20 protein-coding genes and 2 tRNA genes are annotated in these 23747 nt (G+C 70.1%); 12 read left to right on the forward strand and 10 right to left on the reverse strand.

The genetic code is table 11. The features are described from left to right. Window positions 1-2: 2 nt before the first annotated feature. Together O3W51_RS00580 and O3W51_RS00585 are read right to left on the reverse strand one after the other, a co-directional pair. Entirely contained in the window at window positions 3-1304 is a 1302-nt protein-coding gene (locus O3W51_RS00580) for a serine/threonine protein kinase (protein ID WP_198357241.1), read from the reverse strand. Window positions 1305-1333: 29 nt separating this feature from the next. Beyond that, window positions 1334-1885, reverse strand: a complete 552-nt coding sequence (locus O3W51_RS00585) for a helix-turn-helix domain-containing protein (RefSeq protein WP_269282792.1) — start codon at window positions 1883-1885, stop codon at window positions 1334-1336. A 100-nt stretch (window positions 1886-1985) separates the two neighbouring features. Here O3W51_RS00585 and O3W51_RS00590 point away from each other — a divergent pair. From O3W51_RS00590 to O3W51_RS00600, 3 genes are all read left to right on the forward strand, one after another. Beyond that, window positions 1986-2058 (forward strand) — tRNA-Ala (locus tag O3W51_RS00590). A gap of 83 nt (window positions 2059-2141) precedes the next feature. Beyond that, a complete protein-coding gene (locus O3W51_RS00595; RefSeq protein ID WP_187144948.1) occupies window positions 2142-5510 on the forward strand; it encodes a BTAD domain-containing putative transcriptional regulator in 3369 nt (1122 codons plus the stop codon). 46 nt (window positions 5511-5556) lie between these two features. Continuing rightward, on the forward strand, window positions 5557-7224 hold the full coding sequence (locus O3W51_RS00600) for an MFS transporter (protein ID WP_138351189.1): 1668 nt from the start codon (window positions 5557-5559) through the stop codon (window positions 7222-7224). Between the two features lie 166 nt (window positions 7225-7390). Here O3W51_RS00600 and O3W51_RS00605 read toward each other — a convergent pair whose 3' ends face one another. Beyond that, window positions 7391-8125, reverse strand: coding sequence for a DUF5324 family protein (locus O3W51_RS00605; protein WP_138351190.1), 735 nt, complete (start codon window positions 8123-8125; stop codon window positions 7391-7393). A gap of 239 nt (window positions 8126-8364) precedes the next feature. On the opposite strand from O3W51_RS00605, the gene O3W51_RS00610 reads away from it, so the two are divergent. Together O3W51_RS00610 and O3W51_RS00615 are read left to right on the forward strand one after the other, a co-directional pair. Then, window positions 8365-8898, forward strand: coding sequence for a peptidylprolyl isomerase (locus O3W51_RS00610; protein ID WP_138351191.1), 534 nt, complete (start codon window positions 8365-8367; stop codon window positions 8896-8898). Between the two features lie 84 nt (window positions 8899-8982). After that, the gene (locus tag O3W51_RS00615; RefSeq protein WP_138351192.1) at window positions 8983-9831 is read left to right on the forward strand and encodes a rhomboid family intramembrane serine protease; all 849 of its coding nucleotides are present in this window, start codon (window positions 8983-8985) and stop codon (window positions 9829-9831) included. A 265-nt stretch (window positions 9832-10096) separates the two neighbouring features. Here the strand turns inward: O3W51_RS00615 and crgA are convergent, their stop codons facing one another. Next, window positions 10097-10351 (reverse strand): cell division protein CrgA, encoded by a 255-nt coding sequence (gene crgA / locus O3W51_RS00620; RefSeq protein ID WP_138351193.1) that lies wholly within the window; start codon window positions 10349-10351, stop codon window positions 10097-10099. Between the two features lie 140 nt (window positions 10352-10491). On the opposite strand from crgA, the gene O3W51_RS00625 reads away from it, so the two are divergent. From O3W51_RS00625 to O3W51_RS00650, 6 genes are all read left to right on the forward strand, one after another. After that, the gene (locus tag O3W51_RS00625) at window positions 10492-11274 is read left to right on the forward strand and encodes a DUF881 domain-containing protein (protein ID WP_244809289.1); all 783 of its coding nucleotides are present in this window, start codon (window positions 10492-10494) and stop codon (window positions 11272-11274) included. Window positions 11275-11317: 43 nt separating this feature from the next. Further along, window positions 11318-12040, forward strand: coding sequence for a class E sortase (locus O3W51_RS00630; protein ID WP_138351194.1), 723 nt, complete (start codon window positions 11318-11320; stop codon window positions 12038-12040). 61 nt (window positions 12041-12101) lie between these two features. Continuing rightward, window positions 12102-12296: a hypothetical protein gene (locus O3W51_RS00635; protein ID WP_138351195.1), complete on the forward strand. Its 195-nt coding sequence runs from the start codon at window positions 12102-12104 to the stop codon at window positions 12294-12296. Beyond that, window positions 12293-12931: an aminodeoxychorismate/anthranilate synthase component II gene (locus tag O3W51_RS00640; RefSeq protein WP_138351196.1), complete on the forward strand. Its 639-nt coding sequence runs from the start codon at window positions 12293-12295 to the stop codon at window positions 12929-12931. Before O3W51_RS00635 ends, O3W51_RS00640 begins: the two co-directional genes overlap by 4 nt. Beyond that, a complete protein-coding gene (locus tag O3W51_RS00645) occupies window positions 12928-14442 on the forward strand; it encodes a class E sortase (protein WP_269282808.1) in 1515 nt (504 codons plus the stop codon). Before O3W51_RS00640 ends, O3W51_RS00645 begins: the two co-directional genes overlap by 4 nt. Before the next feature lie 43 nt (window positions 14443-14485). Next, a complete protein-coding gene (locus tag O3W51_RS00650) occupies window positions 14486-15178 on the forward strand; it encodes a class E sortase (RefSeq protein WP_244809293.1) in 693 nt (230 codons plus the stop codon). A 92-nt stretch (window positions 15179-15270) separates the two neighbouring features. Here the strand turns inward: O3W51_RS00650 and pknB are convergent, their stop codons facing one another. From pknB to O3W51_RS00680, 6 genes are all read right to left on the reverse strand, one after another. Continuing rightward, window positions 15271-17232: a Stk1 family PASTA domain-containing Ser/Thr kinase gene (gene pknB / locus O3W51_RS00655; protein WP_138351199.1), complete on the reverse strand. Its 1962-nt coding sequence runs from the start codon at window positions 17230-17232 to the stop codon at window positions 15271-15273. A gap of 177 nt (window positions 17233-17409) precedes the next feature. After that, window positions 17410-18873 carry a peptidoglycan D,D-transpeptidase FtsI family protein gene (locus O3W51_RS00660; RefSeq protein ID WP_138351200.1) on the reverse strand — a complete coding sequence of 488 codons (1464 nt, stop codon included), beginning with the start codon at window positions 18871-18873 and terminating at the stop codon, window positions 17410-17412. Beyond that, on the reverse strand, window positions 18870-20252 hold the full coding sequence (locus tag O3W51_RS00665; RefSeq protein ID WP_138351201.1) for an FtsW/RodA/SpoVE family cell cycle protein: 1383 nt from the start codon (window positions 20250-20252) through the stop codon (window positions 18870-18872). Before O3W51_RS00665 ends, O3W51_RS00660 begins: the two co-directional genes overlap by 4 nt. 22 nt (window positions 20253-20274) lie before the next feature. Continuing rightward, window positions 20275-21783: a PP2C family protein-serine/threonine phosphatase gene (locus O3W51_RS00670; protein ID WP_269283049.1), complete on the reverse strand. Its 1509-nt coding sequence runs from the start codon at window positions 21781-21783 to the stop codon at window positions 20275-20277. Between the two features lie 51 nt (window positions 21784-21834). Then, window positions 21835-22350: an FHA domain-containing protein FhaB/FipA gene (locus tag O3W51_RS00675; RefSeq protein ID WP_138351203.1), complete on the reverse strand. Its 516-nt coding sequence runs from the start codon at window positions 22348-22350 to the stop codon at window positions 21835-21837. Between the two features lie 10 nt (window positions 22351-22360). After that, window positions 22361-23221 carry an FhaA domain-containing protein gene (locus tag O3W51_RS00680; protein WP_138351204.1) on the reverse strand — a complete coding sequence of 287 codons (861 nt, stop codon included), beginning with the start codon at window positions 23219-23221 and terminating at the stop codon, window positions 22361-22363. Window positions 23222-23635: 414 nt separating this feature from the next. Between O3W51_RS00680 and O3W51_RS00685 the strand changes: the two genes are divergently transcribed. After that, window positions 23636-23718, forward strand: a tRNA-Leu gene (locus tag O3W51_RS00685). Window positions 23719-23747: the final 29 nt, after the last annotated feature.

The following is a 23747-nucleotide window of genomic DNA, read 5'->3' on the forward strand; positions in this document are numbered from 1 at the left end:
ACTCAGGCCGCTGTCAGCGCCCAGATGCCGACCGCGAAGCAGAGCGCGGCGACGATGAGGATCGGGATCACCAGCTTTGCCGGTGGTCCCGGTCGGCGTGTCTGCGGAACCGGGTGCAAAGCGGCGGGCGGGGTGGGGTGTGCTGCCGCTGTGTACGGGCGGGTGGGCTCCGGTAGCTGGGGTGCGCCTGTGGGGGCCTCTGCTGGGGGCTGGGACAGGCCGTCTGTGTGGGGCTGGGTCTGGGGTGCTACTGCCGTCGTGTACGGGTTGTGGACGGGGGGCGGTGGGGTCTGGGTTCCGGTTTGCGGGTAGCCGTACGCGGACGGTTGCTGCGGTGCGTACTCCGGGGACGGGGCCGGTGGGGTCTGGGGGGCCGGGAGGTGGAAGCTGCTGGTTTCCTCGGGGCGTGCCCGACGCCGCTTCCGGTGCGGGCCCTGGGCGTCGAAGCCCTCGGGCAGCGGGCCGATCTGGTCGAAGACCTCGACCGGCTCGTCGTCCAGGCCGGGTACCGACAGGAGTTCGACCGCGGCGGAGAGCGCCTTGCGGGCGCCGGTGGCGGTGCGGAAGCGGGCGTCCGGGTCGGGTTGCAGCAGATTGCCGATGACCTGCCACATCGGCTCGGGCACACCCTGCGGGGCGCGCGGGACGCCCTCGTTCAGGTAGCGCTCGTAGATCGCCTGGGCGTCCGGCTTCTGCCCGCTGAGCAGGTAGAGAGCGACCAGGCCGACCGCGTACAGATCGGCCGGGAAGTCCGGTTCCGCGCCCATCATCTGCTCGGGCGCGAAGTATCCCGGGGTGCCGACGACGTAGTTGACCTCGGTCAGCCGCGGCTCGCCCTTGCGCATGGCGATGCCGAAGTCCGACAGCCGCAGGTGCGGCTGTCCGGTGCCGGTGGCCTCCAGCAGGATGTTGGCGGGCTTGATGTCCCGGTGCACGACGCCTTCGGCGTGGACGGCCGTCAGCCCGGAGAGCAGCTGGTCGAGCAGGGCGCACACGAAGTGCGGGGGCAGCGGCCCGTAGTCGCCGATCAGGTGCGAGAGCGATCCGCCCCGGACCAGGTCCATGGTGAACAGGACCTTGTCGTCGTCGGCGGCCCAACTGGCGGGTGCCAGGACGTGCGGATGGTCGATCCGCATCGCCTGCTCGCGGACGAAGCGCAGCAGGGCGTGCGCGTCGCTCTGCTGGAGCACCTTCGCCGCCACATAGCGTCCCCGCCGGTGGTCCCAGGAGCGCCAGACCGCGCCCGAGCCGCCGCGTCCGATCGGGTCGACCAGCTCGTACCGGCCTGCGAAGACCTCACCCATGGTCTGCGACCCGCCCCCTGCTATTCCGGTCAGCCCTGGTGCGCCTCGTAGTGGGCGATCGCTTCCGCGGTCCGCCCGGCGCCGTACACATGGAGGAACTCTGCCAGGTGTGGATGGCTGGAGGCGAGGGTGTTCGCCGCTTCCGCAATCTCCTCGGCGGACGCGACGGCCCGCAGCAGCGACTGGATGTCCCGTACGACATGCCGGGCGGCGCCGGCGGCGGAGCCCGAGGAGGAGCTGTGGGTGGTGCCGGTGAGGACGGAGGAGCCGGACGACTGCCGGATGTCGTCCATCCGCGAGGTCGCCTCGGAGGACGTGACGCTGCCGTCCGCGACATGCCCGGCGAGATCCTGGAGTGCCTGCAGCCGCTGGACGACGGCCGGGTTGCCGATCTTCGCGCGCTGACCGCTCATCAGCTGCGAGAGCATCGGTGCTGAGAGCCCCAGCACGCCCGCCAGCCGCGCCTGGTTCAGCCCGAGATCGCCGATGAGGCGGCGGAAGAGGTCGCCCAGCGGTTCGCCGTACCAATTGCGCTGCAGCTCCTGCGCGCGGCTGGCGGCGTCGTGCGGAGAGGGGTCCATACGCACTCCTGTTTGCGGCCGTGAATCCTGCAAAGCATCCTACGGACCGGGATACTGGGTCGGGGTCGCGTCCCGGAACAGGTACGCTGTTCTGCGAAGAGGGGCCTTAGCTCAGTTGGTAGAGCGCTGCCTTTGCAAGGCAGATGTCAGGAGTTCGAATCTCCTAGGCTCCACAGTGTTGATCAGCGCGGGACCGTCAGCGGTCCCGCGCTGATTTGCGTATCGGATCATCAGCCGGTGCTGCACAATCGGGGGCGTGATGTTCGGCATCCTTGGCGCGACGCAGGTCTGGAACGCGGACGGCAGCGCGGTCGCGCTGGGTGGGCCGCGGCGCCGGGCGCTGCTGGCGCTGCTGTTGCTCGACGCGGGCCGGGTGGTGACGCCCGAACGGCTGATCGACGGCCTGTACGGGGAGGATCCGCCGGCCGGGGTCGCGAACGCCCTCCAGTCGCAGGTGTCCCGGCTGCGCCAGGTGCTGCCGCAGAAGATCGAGTTCCATCCGGCGGGCTACCGGCTCGCGATCGACCCCGACGACGTCGACTCGCACCGTTTCCAGCGGCTCAGCGCGGAGGGCCGGGAGGCGCTGGCGGCGGGCGATCCCGCGCGTGCCGCTGTTCTGCTGCGGGAGGCGCTGGAGCTGTGGCGCGGGCCCGCGCTGGCCGATGTGGACGGCGCCCCGTTCGCGCAGGTGCAGGTGACGCGGCTGGAGGAGCTGCGGATCTCGGCCGCCGAGGACCGGATGGAGGCCGAACTGGCGCTCGGCGGGCACCGGGAGCTGGTCGCCGGGCTGCGGGAGCTCGTCGACGCGCATCCGTTGCGTGAGCGGCTGCGTGGCCAGCTGATGCGGGCGCTGTACGGCAGCGGGCGGCAGAGCGAGGCGCTGGAGGCGTACGAGGCGGCTCGCAGCGAGCTCGCCGACACGCTGGGGGCGGACCCGGGACCGGAGCTGGCCGCCGTTCACCTGGCGGTGCTGCGCGGGGATCCGGAGCTGACGCCCGCCGCGCACGCGCATGTTCCACGTGGAACATCGCCCACGACGCCCACGGCTTCCGCATCGCCGACGGTCTCCGAGCCGGCCCGACCGCGCTTCGTGCTGCCCACGCAGCTCACCAGTTTCGTCGGCCGTGACGAGGAGCTGGACCGGATCGGTGCCCAGCTGTCCGAAGGCCGGCTCGTCACCCTCATCGGCCCGGGTGGTGCGGGTAAGACCCGGATCGCGATCGAGGCGGCCGGGCGGTACGGCGGTGAGGCCTGTTTCGTCGAGCTCGCCGGCCTCGCCGATGCCGCCGAGGTGCCGCACGCGATCCAGGGCGCGCTCGGACTGCGCGAGGCCGGGGTGATGCCTGGTGCCGGTCCGGCGCCCGATCCGGTCGACCGGGTCACCGCGGCCCTGGCCGACCGCCCGCTGCTGCTCGTGCTGGACAACTGCGAACATGTCGTCGGCGAGATCGCCAAGATCGTCGGCCGGCTGCTCGGGGACTGCGGAGAGCTGCGGGTGCTGGCCACCACCCGCGAACCGCTGGGGATCCCCGGCGAGACGCTCTGCCCGATCCCCCCGCTGCGGCTGCCGCCGCCCGGCACGGACCATGTCCGCGCGCTCGCGTTCCCGGCGGTGCGACTGTTCACCGAGCGGGCCGTCGCCGTGCAGCCCGATTTCGAGCTGGCCGCCGATCTCGATGCCGTCCTGCGGGTGTGCACGGCGCTCGACGGACTGCCGCTGGCCATCGAACTGGCCGCCGCCCGGCTGCGCTCGATGTCCGCGTCCGAGATCGCCTCCCGGCTCGGCGTGGTCTCCGCGGCGCCGGAGCAGAGTGAGTACGGGCCCGGGATCCGGCCCGACGAACGGTTCCGGCTGCTGTCCCGCGGCAGCCGGACCGCCCAGCCCCGTCAGAAGACGCTGCGCGGGGTCGTCGACTGGAGCTGGGACCTGCTCACGGAGCCCGAACGCGCCGTCCTGCGCCGGGTCTCGGTCTTCGCCGGTGGCTGGACGCTGGAGGCGGCCGAGGCCGTCTGCGCGGACCGCACGACGGACGACGACGTGGCGGACGGCGGCGGTACGGACGGCGGCGGGACGCGGGAGGCCGGGGTCGACGCGTTCGACGTGCTCGATCTGATCGACTCGCTCGTCGACAAGTCCCTGGTCGTCGCCCATCGTCCCGAGGGCGCCGACGGCGTCCGCTACCGGATGCTGGAGACGATCCGCGCCTATGGCGCCGAGCGGCTCGCGGAAGCCGGTGAGACGGCGGCCCTGCGCCGCGCCCACGCCCGGTACTTCCTCGCTTTGGTCGGCGAGGCGGAGCCCCGTCTGCGGCGCGCGGAGCAGCTCGACTGGCTGCGGCGGCTCTCCGTCGACCAGGACAACCTGCACACCGCGCTCCGCCGGCGGGTGGAGGACGGCGACACCGGGACGGCGTTGCGGCTGCTGGCCCCGCTGTCCACGTACTGGCTGCTGCGCGGCGTGCGGCTGGAGGGCGCGGGCCCGGCCCGCGAGCTGCTGGACCTCATCGGGCCGCAGGCGCCCGAGGGGCTCGACGAGGAGTACGTGCTGTGCGTGCTCGCGGCGGCCAACGGCGTCTCCGACAACCGGGAACTGGGCGCGCATACCGCGGCCGCCGACGCGGTCATGGCCTCCCTCGGCTACATTCCGCAGCGCTTCCCCAGCCTCACCGTCATCTGGGCGATGGCCATGGGCGCGCCCACCGCTGACGCCGCCGAGCTGATCTCGCTCACCCTGGACGATCCGGGCCGTGACCCCTGGGCCGTGGCGCTGCTGCATCTGGGCCAGGGCTACGCGCACTGGATGGTGCGGGGCGACACCGCCCTCGCGGAGCGGGAGTTCAGCGCCGGGCTGGCCGGCTTCCGGGTGCTCGGCGACCGCTGGGCGATGGCCAACGCGCTCGACGTACTGGCGCAGCTCGCCGACTGGCAGGGCGACAACGAGCGGGCCGCGGCGCTGGCCGACGAGGCGCTCGGCTATGTCGAACCGCTCGGCGCGATCGAGGACATGGCGCAACTGCTGTGCCGACGGGCCGAACGCAGCGCGCGGGACGGAGACACCGAGGCGGCCCGCGCCGACTACGAGCGGGTGGTCGAGCTGTCCGGCCGGGCCGGTGCGCCCGACTGCATGGCGATGGCCCACCTCGGCCTGGGCGAGGTCGCCCGGGCGCGTGGTGAGCTGGCCGGGGCCCGCGCCCTCTGCGAGCTGGCCCTCGGCGAGAGCGGTACCGGGTGGGCCGGTCTCGACATGAACCGATCGCTGATCCTGATCGGGCTGGCCAGGATCGCCGAGGCCGAGGGGGACCCGGAGCGGGCCCGCGGCTACTACCGCCAGGTTCCCGAGGCCGAGTTGGTGAGCCGCAACGGCCCGGTCGCCGCGAGCTTCGCCGAGGCGCTGGCCGGCCTGGCGCTGCTGGAGGGCGGCCCGGAGCGGGCCGCGCTGCTGCTCGGCGTCGCCCGGACGCTGCGCGGCGCCGAGGTGCCGCCCGACCGGGACACCGCCCGGGTCGGCGCCGCCGCCCGCGCCGCGCTCGGCGAAGCGGCCTTCGCCGCGGCGCACGCCCGCGGTGTCGCGCTCTCCCGTGAACAGACGGTCGTGGCGCTGACGGACTTCGACGCTGCGCGGTAAGCGAACGGTCAGTGACCGGTCAGAACGCTCTGACACAGTCACCGGCATGACGAAGAATCAGCAGGTGGCGCCGAGTGCGCAGACCTCCACGACCCCCTCGGACCCCCGGCGTTGGGCCGTACTGGCGATCTGCTGCGTGGCGGCGGCGCTGCTCGGTATCGACACCAGCGTGCTCAACTACGCGATCCCCTCGCTCGTCACCGACCTGAAGCCGTCGGGCACCGAGATCCTGTGGATCGCGGACATCTACGGGTTCGCCCTCGGCGGCCTGCTGGTGGTGATGGGCAACCTCGGTGACCGGATAGGCCGCAAGAAGCTGCTGCTGCTGGGCGCCGGCGCCTTCGGGGTGGCCTCGGTCCTCACCGCGTACGCCACCAGCCCGGAGATGCTCATCGGTGCCCGCGCGCTGCTGGGTGTGGCCGGCGCGACGATCATGCCGTCGACGTTGTCGATCGTCCGCAACGTGTTCACCGACCCCCGCGAGCGCACCACGGCCGTGGGCATCTCCGGCGGCGTCGGGGCGGGCAGCTTCGCGCTCGGCCCGGTCGTCGGCGGCGCGCTGCTGGACCACTTCTGGTGGGGTTCGGTCTTCCTGATCAACGTCCCGGTCCTGCTGGCGGTCGTGATCGCCGGTGCGATCGTGCTCCCTGAGTCCCGTAACCCCGACCCGGGACGGCTGGACTGGATCAGCGTCCCGCTCTCGATCGCCGGTCTGCTGGGTGTCATCTTCGCCATCAAGACGGCCACCCGTGACGGTGTGCACGAGCCGTCGGTGTGGATGGCCGCCGCGATCGGTGTCGGCTGCCTGATCGTCTTCGTCCGGCGCCAGACCCGCATCGCCTCACCGCTGCTGGACATCAGGCTCTTCCGCAACCCGGCCTTCACCGGCTCCATCAGCGCCAACCTGGTCGCGATCTTCGCCTCGGCCTCGCTCTCGCTGGCCTTCTCGCTCTACTTCCAGGTCGTCCGCGGCTGGTCCCCGCTGATGGCGGGCCTGGCGCTGCTCCCCGGCCCGCTGTCGGCCGCCTTCGCCGCGCCGCTGTCCTCCGCCCTGGTGCCCAGGATCGGCCGGGCCAAGGTGGTGGCCCTGGGCCTGGTCCTGATGTCGGTCAGCATGGTCGGTCTCGGCCTGGTCACCCCGGACTCCAGCTACTGGCTGCTGCTGCCCGCTCTGATCGTCAACGGTGCGGGCATCACGCTGACGTTCACCGTCACCTTCGACACGGCGATGGCGAGCGTGCCGAAGGAGCGGGCGGGCGCCGCGGCGGCGATCTCCGAGACGGCGATGGAGCTCGGCGGGGCGCTGGGCATCGCGGTCCTCGGCTCGGTACTGACCGGCGTCTACCGCAACGGTCTCGACCTGCCGGCGGGCGTTCCGGCCGGTGCGGCCCAGGCCGCCAGGGAATCGGTCGGCGGGGCGGTCGGGCCCGGCGCGCAGCTGTCAGGCCCGATGGGGCGGCAGGTCGCCGAGACGGCGAGCCAGGCCTTCACCCACAGCATGCACGTCACCACCCTGGCGGGCGCCGTCCTGATCGCCGTCGCGGCGGTGATCGCGTTCCACACCCTGCGGGGCGTCCCGGCGGTGATCGACGAACCGACCGACGAGAAGGACGGCGGGAAGGACGGCGGGACGGCCGACGACGTGGCCGACGTGGCCGACGGGACCGACGGCACCGACGGCACCGACGGCATCAGGGAACTGGTCGGACGCTGACCCGTATCCCCGCGCATGCCGGAGGGCGGGAGACCGTACTGGTCTCCCGCCCTCCGGCATGTGGTGCGTACGCGCTGTATCGATAGGAGGTCCAGGACCCCGGCGCCACTGGTTGCCGAGTCGGACCGAGCTCAGGGCCGGACCGTGGGTCAGGGGCGGTGCGAGGTCAGGATTCGTCGCCGTGATCCGGGCGATCGACCCGGTCCGCCTCGGCCTGCTTCGCCTGTACCTCGGGGTCGAGGGGCTCCACGGGCGAGCCGTCGACCTTGTCGAGCGGGTCGGCCTTGTCCGTACGGTCCATGCCGACGAGGGTCGGGCCGCTGCCGTTGAGCGTGGCCCGGTCCGCGACCTCGGTCGGCGGGGCGGGCTCGACCAGCCAGTCCGGGTTGGTCTGCTTGCTCCACCACTTCCACGCGGCGTAACCGGCCCCGCTGATCATGCCGAGCACCACAAGGCGCTTGAAGGCCTTGCCCGCCTTGGCACGACGACGGTGCTGCCGGCCCAGCTTGTCGATCTCGGCGACGGACACCCTGCCCTGCAGTGCGGCCAGGGCGGCCGCGCCACGTGCCAGGGCCTCGTCACGGGCGGGGCCCGCGGCGGCACGGGTGACCTCCACCGCGTGTCCGACCCGGGGGGCCGCGTACTCATTGGCCTGGCGTGCGGTCAGCGCGGCCTTCACGGCCGCGGTGTCCACAGCCGAAGCGACCTTGGGCGGTAGTGCGGCGTGTGCCTTCTGCGCGGCGGTCGCCACTCGGGGCGTCAGCCAGATCTTCGCCTCGTCCGCGTAGTGCGCGGCGTTGTCCTTGGCGGTGACGGCGTATGGAGCGACCACCTCAGCGGCGTGCTGCATGCTGTCCTTGGTCTGCCCGGCTGCGTTGCGCACGCTGTCGATGCGGGTCACAGGAACCTCCTCCTCGGTGGCGTACGGTTTTCGCCTATCCACCCGATTTGAAATCATGCCTGTTTAGGGCCGGTCCGGCATGTGCGACCGGGCATATGGGTCAAGGCGGGGCACACGGAGAGCTCCCACAGACGATGCCACGATGCGCGCCGGTACGCGATAGAGCCGGGGAAGCCGACGGCCACTCCCCGTCCGTGCGAGGATTTGTCCCTGTCAGCGAAGACTATGGAAGGTAGATCGTGGCCGAGCAGCTCTATGCGACCCTGAAGACCAACCACGGGGACATCGAGGTCCGGCTCCTGCCGAACCACGCACCGAAGACGGTGAAGAACTTCGTCGAGCTCGCCGAGGGCACGCGTGAGTGGACCGACCCGAAGACCGGCAAGCCGACCAACGCGAAGCTGTACGACGGCACGGTGTTCCACCGTGTGATCACCGGCTTCATGATCCAGGGCGGCGACCCGCTGGGCAACGGCACCGGCGGTCCGGGCTACGAGTTCGCGGACGAGTTCCACCCCGACCTCGGGTTCGACAAGCCCTACCTGCTGGCGATGGCCAACGCCGGCCCGGGCACCAACGGCTCCCAGTTCTTCATCACGGTCTCCCCGACCACGTGGCTGACCCGCAAGCACAGCATCTTCGGCGAGGTCGCCGACGTGGCCAGCCAGAAGGTCGTGGACGCGATCATCGCCACCCCGACCAACCCGCGCACCGACCGCCCGGTGCAGGACGTCGTGATCGAGTCGGTCGTGATCGAGACCCGCGAGGGCTGATCGCGCCGTACTCTTCGGGAACACTGCGCCCTGCCCGTCCGTATGGAGGGGCAGGGCGACGCGCGTCCCCAGGAAGAGGACCTCATGGACCAGGCGGTCTGCTGCTACCGGCACCCCGATCGCGAGACCGGCATCCGCTGCACCCGTTGCGAGCGGCCGATCTGCCCGGAGTGCATGGTCAGCGCCTCGGTGGGCTTCCAGTGCCCGGAGTGCCTGGGCGAGGCCCGGCGGACGACACCCGCGCCGCGTACGGTCGTGGGCGGCACGGTGGCCGCCGACCCGCACCTGGTCACGAAGATCCTCATCGGGCTGAACCTGGCGGTCTTCGTGCTGGTGCAGGCGCTCGGCGACCGGCTCGCCGGTGACCTGTCGCTGTACGCGTACTGCGACCCCGTGGTGCGGCAGTACTGCATCGGCGTGTCCGAGGGCCCCGACCAGTGGTACCGCCTGATCAGCTCGGTCTTCGCGCACCAGGAGTACTGGCACATCGGCTTCAACATGCTGACGCTGTGGTGGATCGGTGCGCCGCTGGAGGCCACGCTCGGCCGGGCCCGCTATCTGGCGCTGTATCTGATCTCGGGGCTCGGCGGCAGCGCTCTGGTCCTGCTGCTCGCCCCGTACCCGGGCGCGCTGGGGGCCTCCGGGGCGATCTTCGGCCTCTTCGGGGCCACCGCCGTCTTCATGCGGCGCAGCCGGATGGACATGCGGCCGATCCTGATCCTGCTCGGGCTGAACCTGTTCTTCAGTTTCACCTGGTCGAACGTCAGCTGGCAGGGCCACCTCGGCGGCCTCGCGGCCGGCACGGTGATCGCGATCGGGATGGCGTACGCACCGCGCGAGCGGCGCGATCTGGTGCAGTGGGGGACCTGTGCGGCGGTGCTGGCGGCCACCCTCGTGGCCAGCTGGATCGCCGTGGCTCAGATCACCGCCTGAAGGGCGTTACCACTGGCGTTGATCAGACGTTATCCACAACGAGTACCCGATCCTGTGCACCCTGTGGGGAACGTGTGTGCGTGCGGTCACCGCATCGTGTTTTCCCTGCAAGATCAACGAAAGACCGGTGGCCGACACATCGGCCACCGGTCACACCGGCGTCAACCTCGTAGAGGTTATCCACAGATCTTCCGACCTTTTCCCCACTGTGGATAACCGTGTGGACAACTCTGGGGAGAACCGTCCGGGCCAGCTCGGGAGCCGGCTACTTCCACTGCGTGGAGACCACGAATCCGCCCGCGATGAAGCCGAAGCCCACCACGATGTTCCAGTTCCCCAGCGCGTCGACCGGCAGGCTGCCCTGCGTGACGTAGAAGAGGACGATCCAGGCCAGGCCGATGACGAAGAGCGCCAGCATCAGGGGCGCGACCCAGTTGAAGCCGGACTTGAGCTTTATCGACTGCGTCTTCTCCGGCGGCGGAGTGAAGTCGGCCTTCTTGCGGATCCGTGACTTCGGCACGAGGGACTCTCCTGTCGATGCGCTGCGTAACCGCGCGGGGATGTCGGGGATGTGAGGCTGGCCGGGCGGGTGGGGGCACCACCGCGGACGGGCGTCCGTTAGCGTAGTGCTTCCTCGGGTGTGAAGGAGACAAGGGTACGGTGACCGATTCCGGCGACGCGCCCTCCTCCCGTCCTTCTCCCGCTCGTCCTTCCACCCGCACCGTAGTACTGCGGACGCTCAGTGCGGGAGTCTTCGCGCTCGCCGGACTGATCTTCTGGATGAGCTTCGACACGGCCAAGGGCGTCAACATCCGCAGCGACGACCCGCTGCCCAAGCTCTCGGACAACGTGCGCAAGCAGAGCAGCCGGAACCAGGAGCTGGAGAAGCAGCTCACCGCGGTCCGGAACGATGTCGACACCCTCACCCGCCAGGGCATCGGCGCCACCGACGCGAACCGCAAGCAGCTCGATGCGCTCGAAGAGGAAGCCGGCACGAAGGCGCTGACCGGCCCGGCGCTGAACGTCACCCTCAACGACGCCCCGCCGAACGCCACCGCGCTCGTCCCCGGCGTGCCCGACCCGGAGCCCAACGACCTGGTCATCCACCAGCAGGACCTGCAGGCCGTGGTCAACGCGCTGTGGGAGGGCGGAGCGGTGGGCATCCGGGTCATGGACCAGCGGCTGATCTCCACCAGCGCGGTCCGCTGCGTCGGCAACACCCTGATCCTCCAGGGCCGCGTCTACTCCCCGCCGTACAGAATCACCGCTGTGGGTGACCAGAAGAAGCTGCGCGCCGCCATCGACCGGAACGCGACCATCCAGAACTACCTCCAGTACGTCAACGCCTACGGGCTCGGCTGGAAAGTGGGGGCGGACAACCGGGTGACTCTTCCCGGCTACTCCGGCACAGTGGATCTCCACTACGCGAAGCCCGTCTCCTGACCGGATTCGCGACCGGCGGCGGGGCGAGGGGGCGGGGGCGCCGATGGCGATCCGGCTGGTGGTGCGGACGCTGAGCGAACTGTGCGTCACCGCGGGTGCGTTGATCGTCCTCTTCGTCGTCTACATCCTGTTCTGGACCGGCGTGCGCGCGGACAGCGCGATGAACGGCGAGCTCGACCGGCTGCAGAACACCTGGGCCACCGGATCCCTGGCCCCCGCGGAACCCACCCCCGCCCCGACCGCGACGGGCGGCACACCGTCCGCCGCCCCGCCTGCGGCGGCCCCGGCGCCGTACCGGAACGGCACGTCGTTCGCCGTCATGTACATACCCCGGCTCGGCTCCGGCTGGCACAAGCCCGTCCTGCAGGGCACCGGCTCCGGCGTGCTGAAGAAGGGGCTGGGGCACTACACGGACACCGCGCGGCTCGGGGAGACCGGCAACTTCTCGGTGGCCGGCCACCGGCGCACCTACGGCGATCCCTTCAAGGACTTCCCCAAGCTGCGCAAGGGCGACCGCGTCTACCTCTTCGACGGCACGTCCTGGTACACGTACGTCCTGGACCGCGACCCCTTCCGTACCGTCCCCACCGACGTCGGCGTCATCGACCCGGTGCCGAGGGAGTCCGGCTGGACCGCGCCGGGCCGCTATCTGACGCTGACGACCTGCGACCCCGAGTGGGGCCACAGCCACCGGCTCATCGCCTGGGCGCACCTGGAGACGGTGAGCCCTGCCGAGCAGGGCCGGCCGAAGGGTTTGTCCGGGTAGGCCACCGGTCCCGCCGATCTCCCCTTACTCTGTTCCGGGGAACCGGGAAGGAAGGCAGCGCATGTACGGCTGGATCTGGCGGCATCTGCCGGGCAACGTGTGGCTCAGAGCGCTGATCTCGCTCGTGCTGGCCCTGGCTGTCGTGTACGTCCTGTTCCAGTACGTCTTCCCGTGGGCCGAACCGCTGCTGCCGTTCAACGATGTGACCGTGGACAACGGTATGAACGCGACGAACGGGATGGCCGCCGTCCGATGACCGCTCGCATCCTCGTCGTGGACAACTACGACAGCTTCGTCTTCAACCTGGTCCAGTACCTCTACCAGCTCGGTGCCGAGTGCGAGGTGCTGCGCAACGACGAGGTCGAGCTCGCGCACGCGCAGGACGGCTTCGACGGGGTGCTGCTCTCCCCCGGCCCCGGCGCGCCGGAGCAGGCCGGGGTCTGTATCGACATGGTCCGGCACTGCGCGGAGACCGGGGTACCGGTCTTCGGCGTCTGCCTGGGCCTGCAGTCCATGGCCGTCGCCTACGGCGGCGTGGTCGACCGGGCGCCCGAGCTGCTGCACGGCAAGACCTCGGCCGTGACGCACACCGGGACCGGGGTGTTCGCCGGGCTGCCGTCGCCCTTCACCGCGACGCGCTACCACTCACTGGCGGTCGAACGGGACACCGTGCCGCCGGAGTTCGAGGTCACGGCCTGGACCGACAGCGGCATCATCATGGGGCTGCGGCACCGTGACGCGGCTGTCGAGGGCGTCCAGTTCCACCCCGAGTCGGTGCTCACCGAATGGGGCCATCTGATGCTCGCCAACTGGCTGGTGGCGTGCGGAGACGAAGGCGCCCCCGACCGTTCGACGGGACTGGCGCCCGTGGTCGGCAGGGCCGGGGCGTGACCGGGCTCCGCCCGGACGAGCCCCCGTCCTACGAGGACACGGGGCAGTTCGCGGTGGCGGTCGGACAGCTCGCGGACCCGCTCAGCGACCCCCTTCCGGGCCGCGGGCCGCTTCGGGCGCCGGCCGAAGCGGCGGAACCCCCTCCCACACCCGCAGCACCGTCAACACCCGCACCACCGGCACCTGCCGACGCCTCCGACGCGGGCCAGGAGGTCATCGGCTCCCCCTGGTTCCGCCCGCACGAGATGCCGCACCAGGCGTCCCACCAGGCGTCCCAGCAGGCGCCGCAGCAGACGTCCGTATCGCCGGAGCAGCAGGCGCCCGCGCCGCCGCCCGCGTACGACGAGGCGCCCGCCGCGTACGACGAGGGATACGGCAGGACGTACGAGGGCGGGTACGCCAGCGGTTACGACGCGGGGCCCGCCGTATCCACTCCGGCGCCCGCGCCGGTACCGGCGCCCACCCCCGCGCCCGCGCCCCCCAGGGTCCGGCGCAGGGGCGTGCCCGGCGAGACGGAGCAGTTCCCGGCCGTGCGCCCGGACGGAACGCCGGACGAGCCGGCCGGGACCGGAGCACCCGGCGCGACCGGCGCCGCGGACGAAACCGCGGCCACGCCGACGGGCACTCCCACGACGGGTGCTCCGGCGCCCGGCGGCCGTGCCGAGCGCCGTAAGGCGGCCAAGCAGGGCGCTGGGCACCGCGCCAGGGGCCGGGCGGCTTCCGGGGCCTCCACCGCCTCCACGGCCTCCGAGAGCGCCCAGGCGGCTCCGGCGGTCCCCATGACCCGCCTGGAGGCCCGACGGGCGGAGCGGGCGGCCAAGGACAGCGCCGCGGTGATCCTCAGCCGGGTGATCGGCGAGGTGTTCATCTCGGTCGGCGTGCTGATGCTGCTCTTCGTGACGTACCAGCTCTGGTGGACCAACATCCGCGCCCATCAGCAGGCCAGCGGTGCGACCAGCGCGCTGCAGAACCAGTGGAACAACGACAAGAGCGCGAAGAAGAACGACGACCGCAAGGCCGACGCCTTCTCCCCCGGCCAGGGCTTCGCGATCATGTACATACCCAAACTGGATGTGAAGGCCCCGATCGCCGAGGGCGTCTCCAAGCACAGCGTCCTGGACAAGGGCATGATCGGCCACTACACGGGTGCGCTGAAGACGGCGATGCCGTGGGACAAGCAGGGCAACTTCGCGCTCGCGGCCCACCGCAACACCCATGGAGAACCGTTCCGTTACATCAACAAGCTGGTGCCGGGCGACAAGATCGTGGTCGAGACCGAGAGCACGTACTACACGTACGAGATGACGAGTGTGCTGCCGAGCACCTCCCCCTCGAACGTCAAGGTGATCCAGCCGGTCCCGCAGGGCTCCGGATTCACCAAGCCGGGCCGCTACATCACCCTGACCACCTGCACCCCGGAGTTCACCAGCACCTACCGGATGATCGTCTGGGGCAAGATGGTCGAGGAACGGCCGCGCAGTCAGGGCAAGCCTGCCGCGCTGCCCGACTGACCGGCCCCGGCCGGACAACGGACTGCCACAGAACGGAACAGCGGTGACGACGACCAATCGCGGCGGGCGGGGCCCGGTCGCGGCCATCATCAGTGTGATCGGTGAACTGCTGATCACCGCAGGGCTGGTGCTCGCCCTGTTCGTCGTCTACTCGCTGTGGTGGACGAACGTGATAGCCGATCGCCACGCGAAGCGGGACGGCGACAAGGTCCGGCAGGGCTGGGCCGCCCCCGGCCCCCGCGGCCTCGACACCAAGGACGGCATCGGGTTCCTCCATGTCCCCGCGATGGGCAGGAACTTCGAGGTCCTGGTCAAGAAGGGCACCGACACCGACATCCTCAACGAGGGCGTCGCCGGCTACTACGACCAGCCCGTCAAGTCGGCCATGCCGTGGGACAAGCAGGGCAACTTCACCCTCGCCGCCCACCGGGACGGCCACGGCGCCAAGTTCCACAACATCGACAAGCTCAGGAACGGCGATCCGGTCGTCTTCGAGGACAAGGACACCTGGTACGTCTACAAGGTCTACTCGGTCCTCGACGAGACCTCGAAGTACAACGTCGGCGTCATCGACCAGATCCCGGCGGACTCCGGCAGGAAGAAGCCGGGCCGCTACATCACCCTGACCACCTGCACCCCCGTCTACACCTCCCGGTACCGCTACGTGGTCTGGGCCGAACTGGTCCGCACCGACAAGGTCGACGCGAACCGCACCCCGCCCGCCGAACTGGGCTGACAGACGGAGCAGCAGCACGAAGGGGCCACGGACGCGGTGTCCGTGGCCCCCTCGTTGTGCTCGTGCTCCGGTTGCTGCCCGGTCCGGCGCTGTCAGTTGCCGAACAGGCCGCCGTTGTCCCCGCCGCCGGTTCCACCGGTGGTGAAGAGCTGGACCGTGCCGCCCTGCTGGACGGGCTGGTTCGCCTGCGGGAAGGACTGGGCGACGACCGCGTCGTCCTTCTTGGGGCCGAGGACCTGGACCTTCAGGCCCATGCCCTCCAGCTGGTTCTTGGCGTCCTTCAGCGTCTTGCCGACCAGGTCACCGGGGACGGTGAGGTTCTGCTGCTGCGGCGCCTTGGCGATGAACAGGGTGACCGTCTGGTCCGGTTGGGCCGTGCTGCCGCCCGCCGGGTCCTGCCGGATGATGGAGCCCACCGGCTTGTCGGCCGACTCCTCGTCCTGGGTCCGCACCTTCAGACCCTGGTCGATGAGCGTCTGCTTCGCCTGGGCGAGGGGCATCTGCGTGACGTCCTTGACCGTGATCTCCTCGGGCTTCTTGGCGACGGTCAGCGTGACGACCGTGTCCTTCGGCTTGAGGGTGCCGCCCGCGGGGTCCTGCTTGGTGACCGTGCCGTCGTCCTTGGTGTTGGACGTCTCGGTCACCTCCTTGACCTGGAATCCCTTGTCCTCAAGGGTCTTCTTGGCGTCCTCGAACTTGTCGTTGACGACGTCCGGGACGGAGGTCGGGGCGACGCCCTTGGAGATGGAGACCGTGATCGTCTTGTCGGCCGCGAGCGGGTCGTTGGCCTTCGGCAGCTGGTCGCAGACCGAGTTCGCCGGCTGGGCGTCGCAGAACTTGGTCTCGCCCTTGACGACCTTGATGGCCGGGTCGAGGTTGGCGGCCGCGCTCTGGGCGTCGGCGAAGGACTTGCCGACGAGGTTCGGGGCCGTCAGGGAATCCGGCGCGCCCTTCTTGTTGAACAGCGCCTGGCCCAGGAAGATCGCGCCGACCAGGACGAGGATGCCGGCCAGCACCAGCAGCACGGTCGAGGTGTGGTTCTTCTTCTGCCGGCGGCGGTCGGGACGGTCGTCGTAGCCGTAGCCCCCGTCGTCGTCGCGGACCGGGGGAAGCATGGAGGTCGCGGGGTTCTGCGAGGGCAGCGCCGTGGTCGCCGCGCCGTCCCCGTACCCGCCGTAGCCGACGGATCCCATGGCGGCGGTCGCCCCCACGGGCTGGCCGTCGAGGTACGACTCGATGTCCGCGCGCATCTCGTCGGCGGACTGGTACCGGTAGTCCGGGTCCTTCGCCAGCGCCTTGAGGACGATGGCGTCCATCTCGGGGGTGATCTCGGGATCCCAGACCGACGGGGGCTGCGGGTCCTCGCGCACGTGCTGGTACGCCACGGCCACCGGGGAGTCGCCGACGAACGGCGGGCGCACGGTCAGCAGCTCGTACAGCAGGCAGCCGGCCGAGTAGAGGTCGGAGCGGGCGTCGACCTGCTCGCCCTTGGCCTGCTCGGGAGAGAGGTACTGGGCGGTGCCGATGACGGCGGAGGTCTGCGTCATCGTCATGCCGGAGTCGCCCATGGCGCGGGCGATGCCGAAGTCCATGACCTTGACCTGGCCGTTGCGGGTGAGCATCACGTTCGCGGGCTTGATGTCACGGTGCACGATGCCGGCGCGGTGCGAGTACTCCAGGGCCTGCAGGATGCCGACGGTCATCTCCAGCGAGCGCTCGGGCAGCAGCTTGCGCCCGGAGTGCAGCAGTTCGCGGAGGGTGGAGCCGTCGACGTACTCCATGACGATGTAAGGGATCGAGATACCGTCGACGTAGTCCTCGCCGGTGTCGTACACGGCGACGATCGACGGATGGTTCAGGGAGGCGGCCGACTGGGCCTCACGGCGGAACCGGGCCTGGAAGGACGGGTCGCGGGCGAGATCCACCCGGAGCGTCTTCACAGCGACGGAGCGGCCGAGCCGGGTGTCGTGGGCGAGGTACACCTCGGCCATACCACCGCGGCCGAGCACCGAACCCAGCTCGTACCGGCCGCCGAGGCGACGCGGCTCTTCCATAGCTCTTGCCCTTCCCTAACCGTGCCCTGTGGATGCTCGGGCATACGGTACCCGGCACGCTCGATGGATCCGGGACGTGACCGGGTCCCGATATCCGACCGGTATCGCCACGTGCGGCGATGGGGTGGTTATGGGGTGGAAACTGCCCGGTGGGTGACGTGCGTCACGTTCCCCGCGTCACTTGTTCAGTACGGCCTCCATGACCTTCTTGGCGATCGGCGCGGCCAGGCCGCCACCGGAGATGTCGCCACGGGAGGCGTCGGAGTCCTCAACGACGACGGCGACGGCGACCGGGGAGCCGTCGGCGGTCTTGGCGTACGAGATGAACCAGGCGTACGGGTTCTTGCTGTTGCCGACACCGTTCTGCGCGGTGCCGGTCTTGCCGCCGACGGTGACGCCGTCGATCTGGGCGTTCGTGCCGGTGCCCTCCTTGACCACGGTCTCCATCATCTGCTGGAGCTTCTGGGCGTTGGCGGCCGACACCGGCTGCGAGTACGTCTCGGGCTTCGTCTGCTCGATCACGTTCAGGTTCGGCGCCTGCAGCTTGTCCACCATGTACGGCTGCATGAGCTTGCCGTCGTTGGCGATGGCGGCGGCGACCATGGCCATCTGCAGCGGGGTGGCCGCGGTGTTGTACTGGCCGATCGCGGAGAGCACGTTGGACGGCTCGTCCATGTTCTTGGAGTAGACGCTGGCGTCGGCGCGGACCGGGGTCAGGATCTCCTTGTTGAAGCCGAACTTCTCGGCCTCCTCGCGCATCTTGTCCTTACCGAGGTCCTGACCGATGCGGCCGAAGACGGTGTTGCAGGACACCTTCAGGGCCACCCGCAGCGAGGCGTTCTTGCACGGCAGGTCGCCCTCGTTCTCCAGGTTCCGCGAGCTCTGCGGCAGCTTGTAGGGCAGTGGCGACCTGGTCTCGGCGTCGACGTCGGTGTAGAGGCCGTTCTCCAGCGCCGCGGCGGCGGTGACGACCTTGAACGTCGAGCCGGGCGGGTAGACCTGGCGCAGCGCCCGGTTGAGCATCGGGTCGTCGGGGTTGTTGGCCTTCTGCAGGGCCAGCCAGTTCTTCTCGTCGGTCTTCTTGGAGGTGCCGGCGATGGACGACGGGTCGTACGAGGGCGTGCTGGCCAGCGCCAGGATCGCGCCGGTACGGGGGTCGAGCGCGGCGACCGCGCCCTTCTTGTTGCCGAGGCCGGTGAACGCGGCGAGCTGGGCCTTGGCGTTCAGGGTCGTGATGACCTTGCCGCCCTGCTTCTCCTTGCCGGTCAGCATGTCGATGGTGCGGTTGAAGAAGAGCCGGTCGTCGTTGCCGGTGAGGAACTTGTCGTAGACGCCTTCGAGGAACGACGTCTGGTAGGCCTGCGAGGCGTAGCCGGTGACGGGGGCCCACATGGGGCCGTCCTTGAAGGTCGCCTTGTACTTGAAGTCGCTGCCGGGCGTCTCGACGCTGCCGGTGAGCGACTTGTCGCCGACGACGATGTCGCCGCGCGGCTGGGCGAACTGGTTGATGCTCACGCGCCGGTTGTGCTTGTCGTTCGCCAGTTCGTCACCCGTGACGAACTGCACATAGTTGACGCGGATCAGCAGGGCGAGGACGAGCAGGCCGCAGAAGACTGCGACCCGTCGCAGGGGCTTGTTCACTGGGTGCGCACCACCTGGGTCGGTTCGGCATCGGTTGACGGGGCGGGGCTGGGTGCCGGGCGTCGCGCGGTGTCGCTGATGCGCAGCAGGATGGCCACGAGGGCCCAGTTCGCGATGACGGACGAACCGCCCTGGGCGAGGAACGGCATGGTCATACCGGTCAGCGGGATGAGGCCGGTGACGCCGCCGGCGACCACGAAGACCTGCAGCGCGAAGGCGCCCGACAGGCCGATCGCGAGCAGCTTGCCGAACGGGTCGCGGGCCGCGAGGGCGGTGCGGACACCGCGCTCGATGAGCAGCCCGTAGAGCAGCAGGACGCCCATCAGGCCGGCCAGGCCGAGCTCCTCGCCGACGGTGGCGAGGATGTAGTCGCTCTTCGGGGCGATACCGCCGATGAGCCGGGAGTACCCCTGGCCCAGTCCTGAGCCGAACATGCCGCCGGAGCCGAACGCGTACATCGTCTGGGCGGTCTCGGTGACCCCGCCGTTGACCAGCGCGAGCGGGTTCAGCCAGTTGTCGACGCGGTCCTTGACGTGGTGCTCGAAGGTGGAGACGAAGACCGCGCCGGCGGCCGACAGCACCAGGCCGAAGACGATCCAGCTGGTGCGCTCGGTGGCGACGTACAGCATGATCACGAACAGGCCGAAGAAGAGCAGCGAGGTGCCGAGGTCGGTCTCGAAGACCAGGATCAGCAGGCTGAGCACCCACAGCACCAGGATCGGGCCGAGGTCGCGGCCGCGCGGCAGGTACAGGCCCATGAAGCGGCGGCTGGCGAGCGCCAGCGCGTCCCGCTTGACCATCAGGTAGCCGGCGAAGAAGACGGTGATGATGATCTTCGCGAACTCACCGGGCTGCAGCGAACCCACACCCGGGATGGTGACCCAGATCTTGGCGCCGTTGATGCCGGGGAAGAACACCGGCATGATCAGCAGGACCAGCGCCACCACCATGGAGATGTAGGTGTAGCGCTGCAGGATCCGGTGGTCCTTGAGCACGACCAGCACGGCGACGAAGAGCGCGACGCCGAGCGTGGACCACATCAGCTGGGTCGGCGCCATCGCCTTGCCCAGCGAGGGCTCCAGGTCCAGCCGCCAGATGAACACCAGACCCATGCCGTTGAGCAGCGTCGCGATCGGCAGCATCAGCGGGTCCGCGTACGGCGCGAACTTCCGCACGATGAGGTGCGCGATGCCCGCGAGCAGGCCGAGGCCGAGGCCGTAGGCGAGCAGGCCGGCGGGCAGCGAGCCGTCCTTGGCCAGGCCGACGTTGGCGTACGCGAAGACCGGGATCAGAACGGCGAAGACGAGCAGTGCGAGCTCGGTGTTGCGCCGGCTGGGTGCGCCGACGGAAGAGATGGTGCTGGTGTTGCTGGCACTCATGAAGAGCTGCCCCCTCCTCGTACTACTGCTGGGTGCCGCACTGCGGGGCCAGCTTCTGTTCGTCGGGCGAGAGGGTGGGGCCAGTGGGGCCAGGTGTCGGGACGGTGCCGGTCGGCTTGTTCAGCTTGTCCTGAGCCGCCTTCGCGGCGGCCTTGGCCTTCGCGGCGTTGGTCTTGCTCGTTTCGACCTTCTTGCAGACGTCGGCCTGCTTGGCCAGCTCGTCGGCCTTGTCGGTGGCCTGGCCGAGGCTGCTCAGCGCGATCGTGGCCTCGACCTGGTCGCGCTGGTAGGCCGGCAGGTACTTGAGTTCGATCTCGGGGCGGTCCTGATGGACCTTCGACAGGCTGATCCACGCCAGCTTCTGGTCGATGCCCTGGTAGACGGCGACGTGCTGGTCCTTGGCGCCGACGTAGTACTGGGTCTGCGTCCAGCGGTAGCCGGCGTACAGGCCGCCGCCGATGACGCCGAGGATGACGACCAGGATCACCGAGCGCTTCAGCCACTTGCGCTTCTTGACCGGCTTGTCGAGGTCCGCGTCGTCGAACGAGCCGAAGGAGCCCATCGGCGCCGCGCCGGCCATCGTCGGATCGCCGCTGCCGGGCGGGCCGAAGGAGCCCGCGGGGCCCGTCTGCTGCGGCGGGGGCGTGCGGCCCAGCTCCGAGGCGCGGCCGGCCGGGGTCTGCAGATGCCGCGGGTCGGAGAGCGGCAGCTGGCTGTCGGCGACGGCGCCCACGACCACCGGGGTGTCGTTCAGTTGTCCGGCCAGCGTGTCGCTGTCGTCCACGTCCAGGACGTCGGCGACGATGCAGGTGATGTTGTCGGGGCCGCCACCGCGCAGCGCGAGCTGGATCAGCTCCTGCACGGTCTCGTTGGGTGCCTGGTACCCCGCGAGGGTGTCCTCGAGCGTCTGGTGGCTGACGACACCCGAGAGCCCGTCGGAGCAGATCAGATACCGGTCGCCGACCCGCACCTCGCGGATCGACAGGTCCGGCTCCACGTGCTCGCCACTGCCCAGCGCGCGCATCAGCAGGGAGCGCTGCGGGTGGGTGGTGGCCTCCTCCTCGGTGATCCGGCCCTCGTCGACGAGCCGCTGCACCCAGGTGTGGTCCTGCGTGATCTGCGTGAGCAGACCGTCGCGGAGCAGGTACGCGCGGGAGTCGCCGACGTGGACGAGACCGAGCCGCTGCCCGGTCCACAGCAGAGCGGTGAGCGTGGTGCCCATGCCCTCCAGCTGTGGGTCCTCCTCGACCATGACGCGCAGCTGGTCGTTGGCGCGCCGCACGGCGGTGCCGAGCGACGTCAGGATGTCGGAACCGGGAATGTCGTCGTCGAGCGTGACGATGGTGGAGATCACCTCGGACGAGGCGACCTCACCGGCCGCCTGGCCGCCCATGCCGTCGGCGATCGCGAGCAGGCGCGGACCGGCATAGCCGGAGTCCTCGTTGCCCTCCCGGATCATGCCCTTGTGCGAACCGGCGGCGAAACGCAGGCTCAGAGTCATGCGCACCTCGCCCGTCGGCTCCGGGTACATCCGCACGCTGCCCACCCTCTCGCTCGCTGGCTCCGCTCGCCCATTGTGCGACTACTTCCGCAGCTCGATGACGGTCTTCCCGATGCGGATCGGCGCGCCGATCGGCACCGGGGTCGGCGTGGTCAGCCGATTCCGGTCCAGATAAGTGCCGTTGGTGGATCCGAGGTCCTCGACGATCCACTGGCCGTCCCGGTCCGGGTAGATCCTGGCATGCCGACTGGACGCGTAGTCGTCGTCGAGCACGATTGTTGAGTCGTGCGCCCGGCCGAGCGTGATGGTCTGGCCCTGCAACGCGACCGTGGTACCCGTCAGCGAGCCCTCGGCGACGACCAGCTTGGTCGGGGCGCCACGGCGCTGTCGGTTGTTCTGCGGCTGTTGCCGCTGGTTCTGCGCCTGTTGTTGGCGCTGCTGCGGCGGGCGGGACTGGTCGGCCCCGCGCCGTGCCGCGCGCTGGGTCACCCGGGTCCCGAACAGGTCACTTCTGATGACCTGTACCGCGACGATGACGAACAGCCACAGTACGGCGAGGAAACCCAACCGCATGACCGTCAGGGTCAGCTCTGACATTGCCCCCGCTTCACCCTTCGGCTTGCCGGTACACGATGGTGGTGCTCCCGACGACGATGCGAGAGCCGTCGCGGAGCGTAGCGCGCTGGGTGTGCTGCCCGTCCACCACAATGCCGTTTGTTGATCCGAGGTCTTGGACCACGGAAGGCGATCCGACCCTGATTTCGCAGTGCCGGCGCGAGACGCCGGGGTCGTCGACCCTGACATCAGCCTCGGTGCTGCGGCCGAGAACGAGCGTCGGCCGGGAAATCTGGTGCCGGTTGCCGTTGATCTCGATCCAGCGCCGCACCGCGCCGCCGCCGGGACCGCCCGAGGGCGATCCGGCGCCGGGCAGCCGCGTCACGGGTGCCGGTCCGCCGGCACGTCCGCCCGGAGGCGGTCCCGCCGGCATCGGGGGCGGTCCCGAGGGACGATACGGCGCCGCGGTGCGCGGCGGCTCGTGCCGCTGCATCGGCTGCGGCTGCTGTTGCTGGTGGGGCTGCGGTTGCTGGGACTCGCTGGACGCGAGCGTGCGGCTGCGCACCCGGTACAGGCCGGTGTCGAGGTCGTCGGCCTTCTCCAGGTGGACCTTGATGCCGCCCATGAAGGTGTAGCGCTGCTGCTTGGCGTAGTCCTTCACCATGCCGGCGAGTTCCTCGCCGAGCTGCACGGAGTACGGACTGAGTCGCTCGAAGTCGGGCGTGCTCAGCTCGACGATGAAGTCGTTGGGCACCACAGTGCGGTCGCGGTTCCAGATCGTGGCGTTGTTGTCGCACTCACGCTGGAGCGCGCCCGCGATCTCGACCGGTTGGACCTCGCTCTTGAACACCTTGGCGAAGGTGCCGTTCACAAAGCCCTCGAGACGCTGCTCGAAGCGCTTCATTACTCCCATGGGGCACCTCCCTCCTCGGGCTCTTCCGATACTGCTTACTGATCGTATCCACGCGCCGGGAAAACGGCTGGTTCCCCGATCCCGTGGGACGGAGCAGTGTCAACCCTCACACGGTCCACTCGGATGGTAGATGCGGCTCCTGTCCAGTGTCCCGCAACCGGGGGCGCGGCCGTACAGCGCGGTGCTCTCCGGACAACCCTGCCCGGTGGGAGCCGGGGTACACGGCGCGGACGCCTTCGGAGCCCGACACCCGGACGGGCTCCGGCCCCGGGCCGTGTCCGCCCCGGTGGGCGGGCGGAAACGGGTGTGATTCCACCCCTGCCGCCGTGCTAATCTTCTCGAGTCGGAAGGCGCTCCCGCACTGCCCGGACCACGGTCCGGAGAGTGAAGGAGCATCGACCGGCGCCACTTATTGCGCGAGTGGCGGAACGGCAGACGCGCTGGCTTCAGGTGCCAGTGTCCTTCGGGACGTGGGGGTTCAAATCCCCCCTCGCGCACAGAGTAGAACCGTTGAACGGTCTCTCCG

This window comes from Streptomyces sp. H39-C1 (assembly GCF_027158125.1).
In the GTDB taxonomy this organism is placed as follows: Bacteria; Actinomycetota; Actinomycetes; order Streptomycetales; family Streptomycetaceae; genus Actinacidiphila; species Actinacidiphila fildesensis.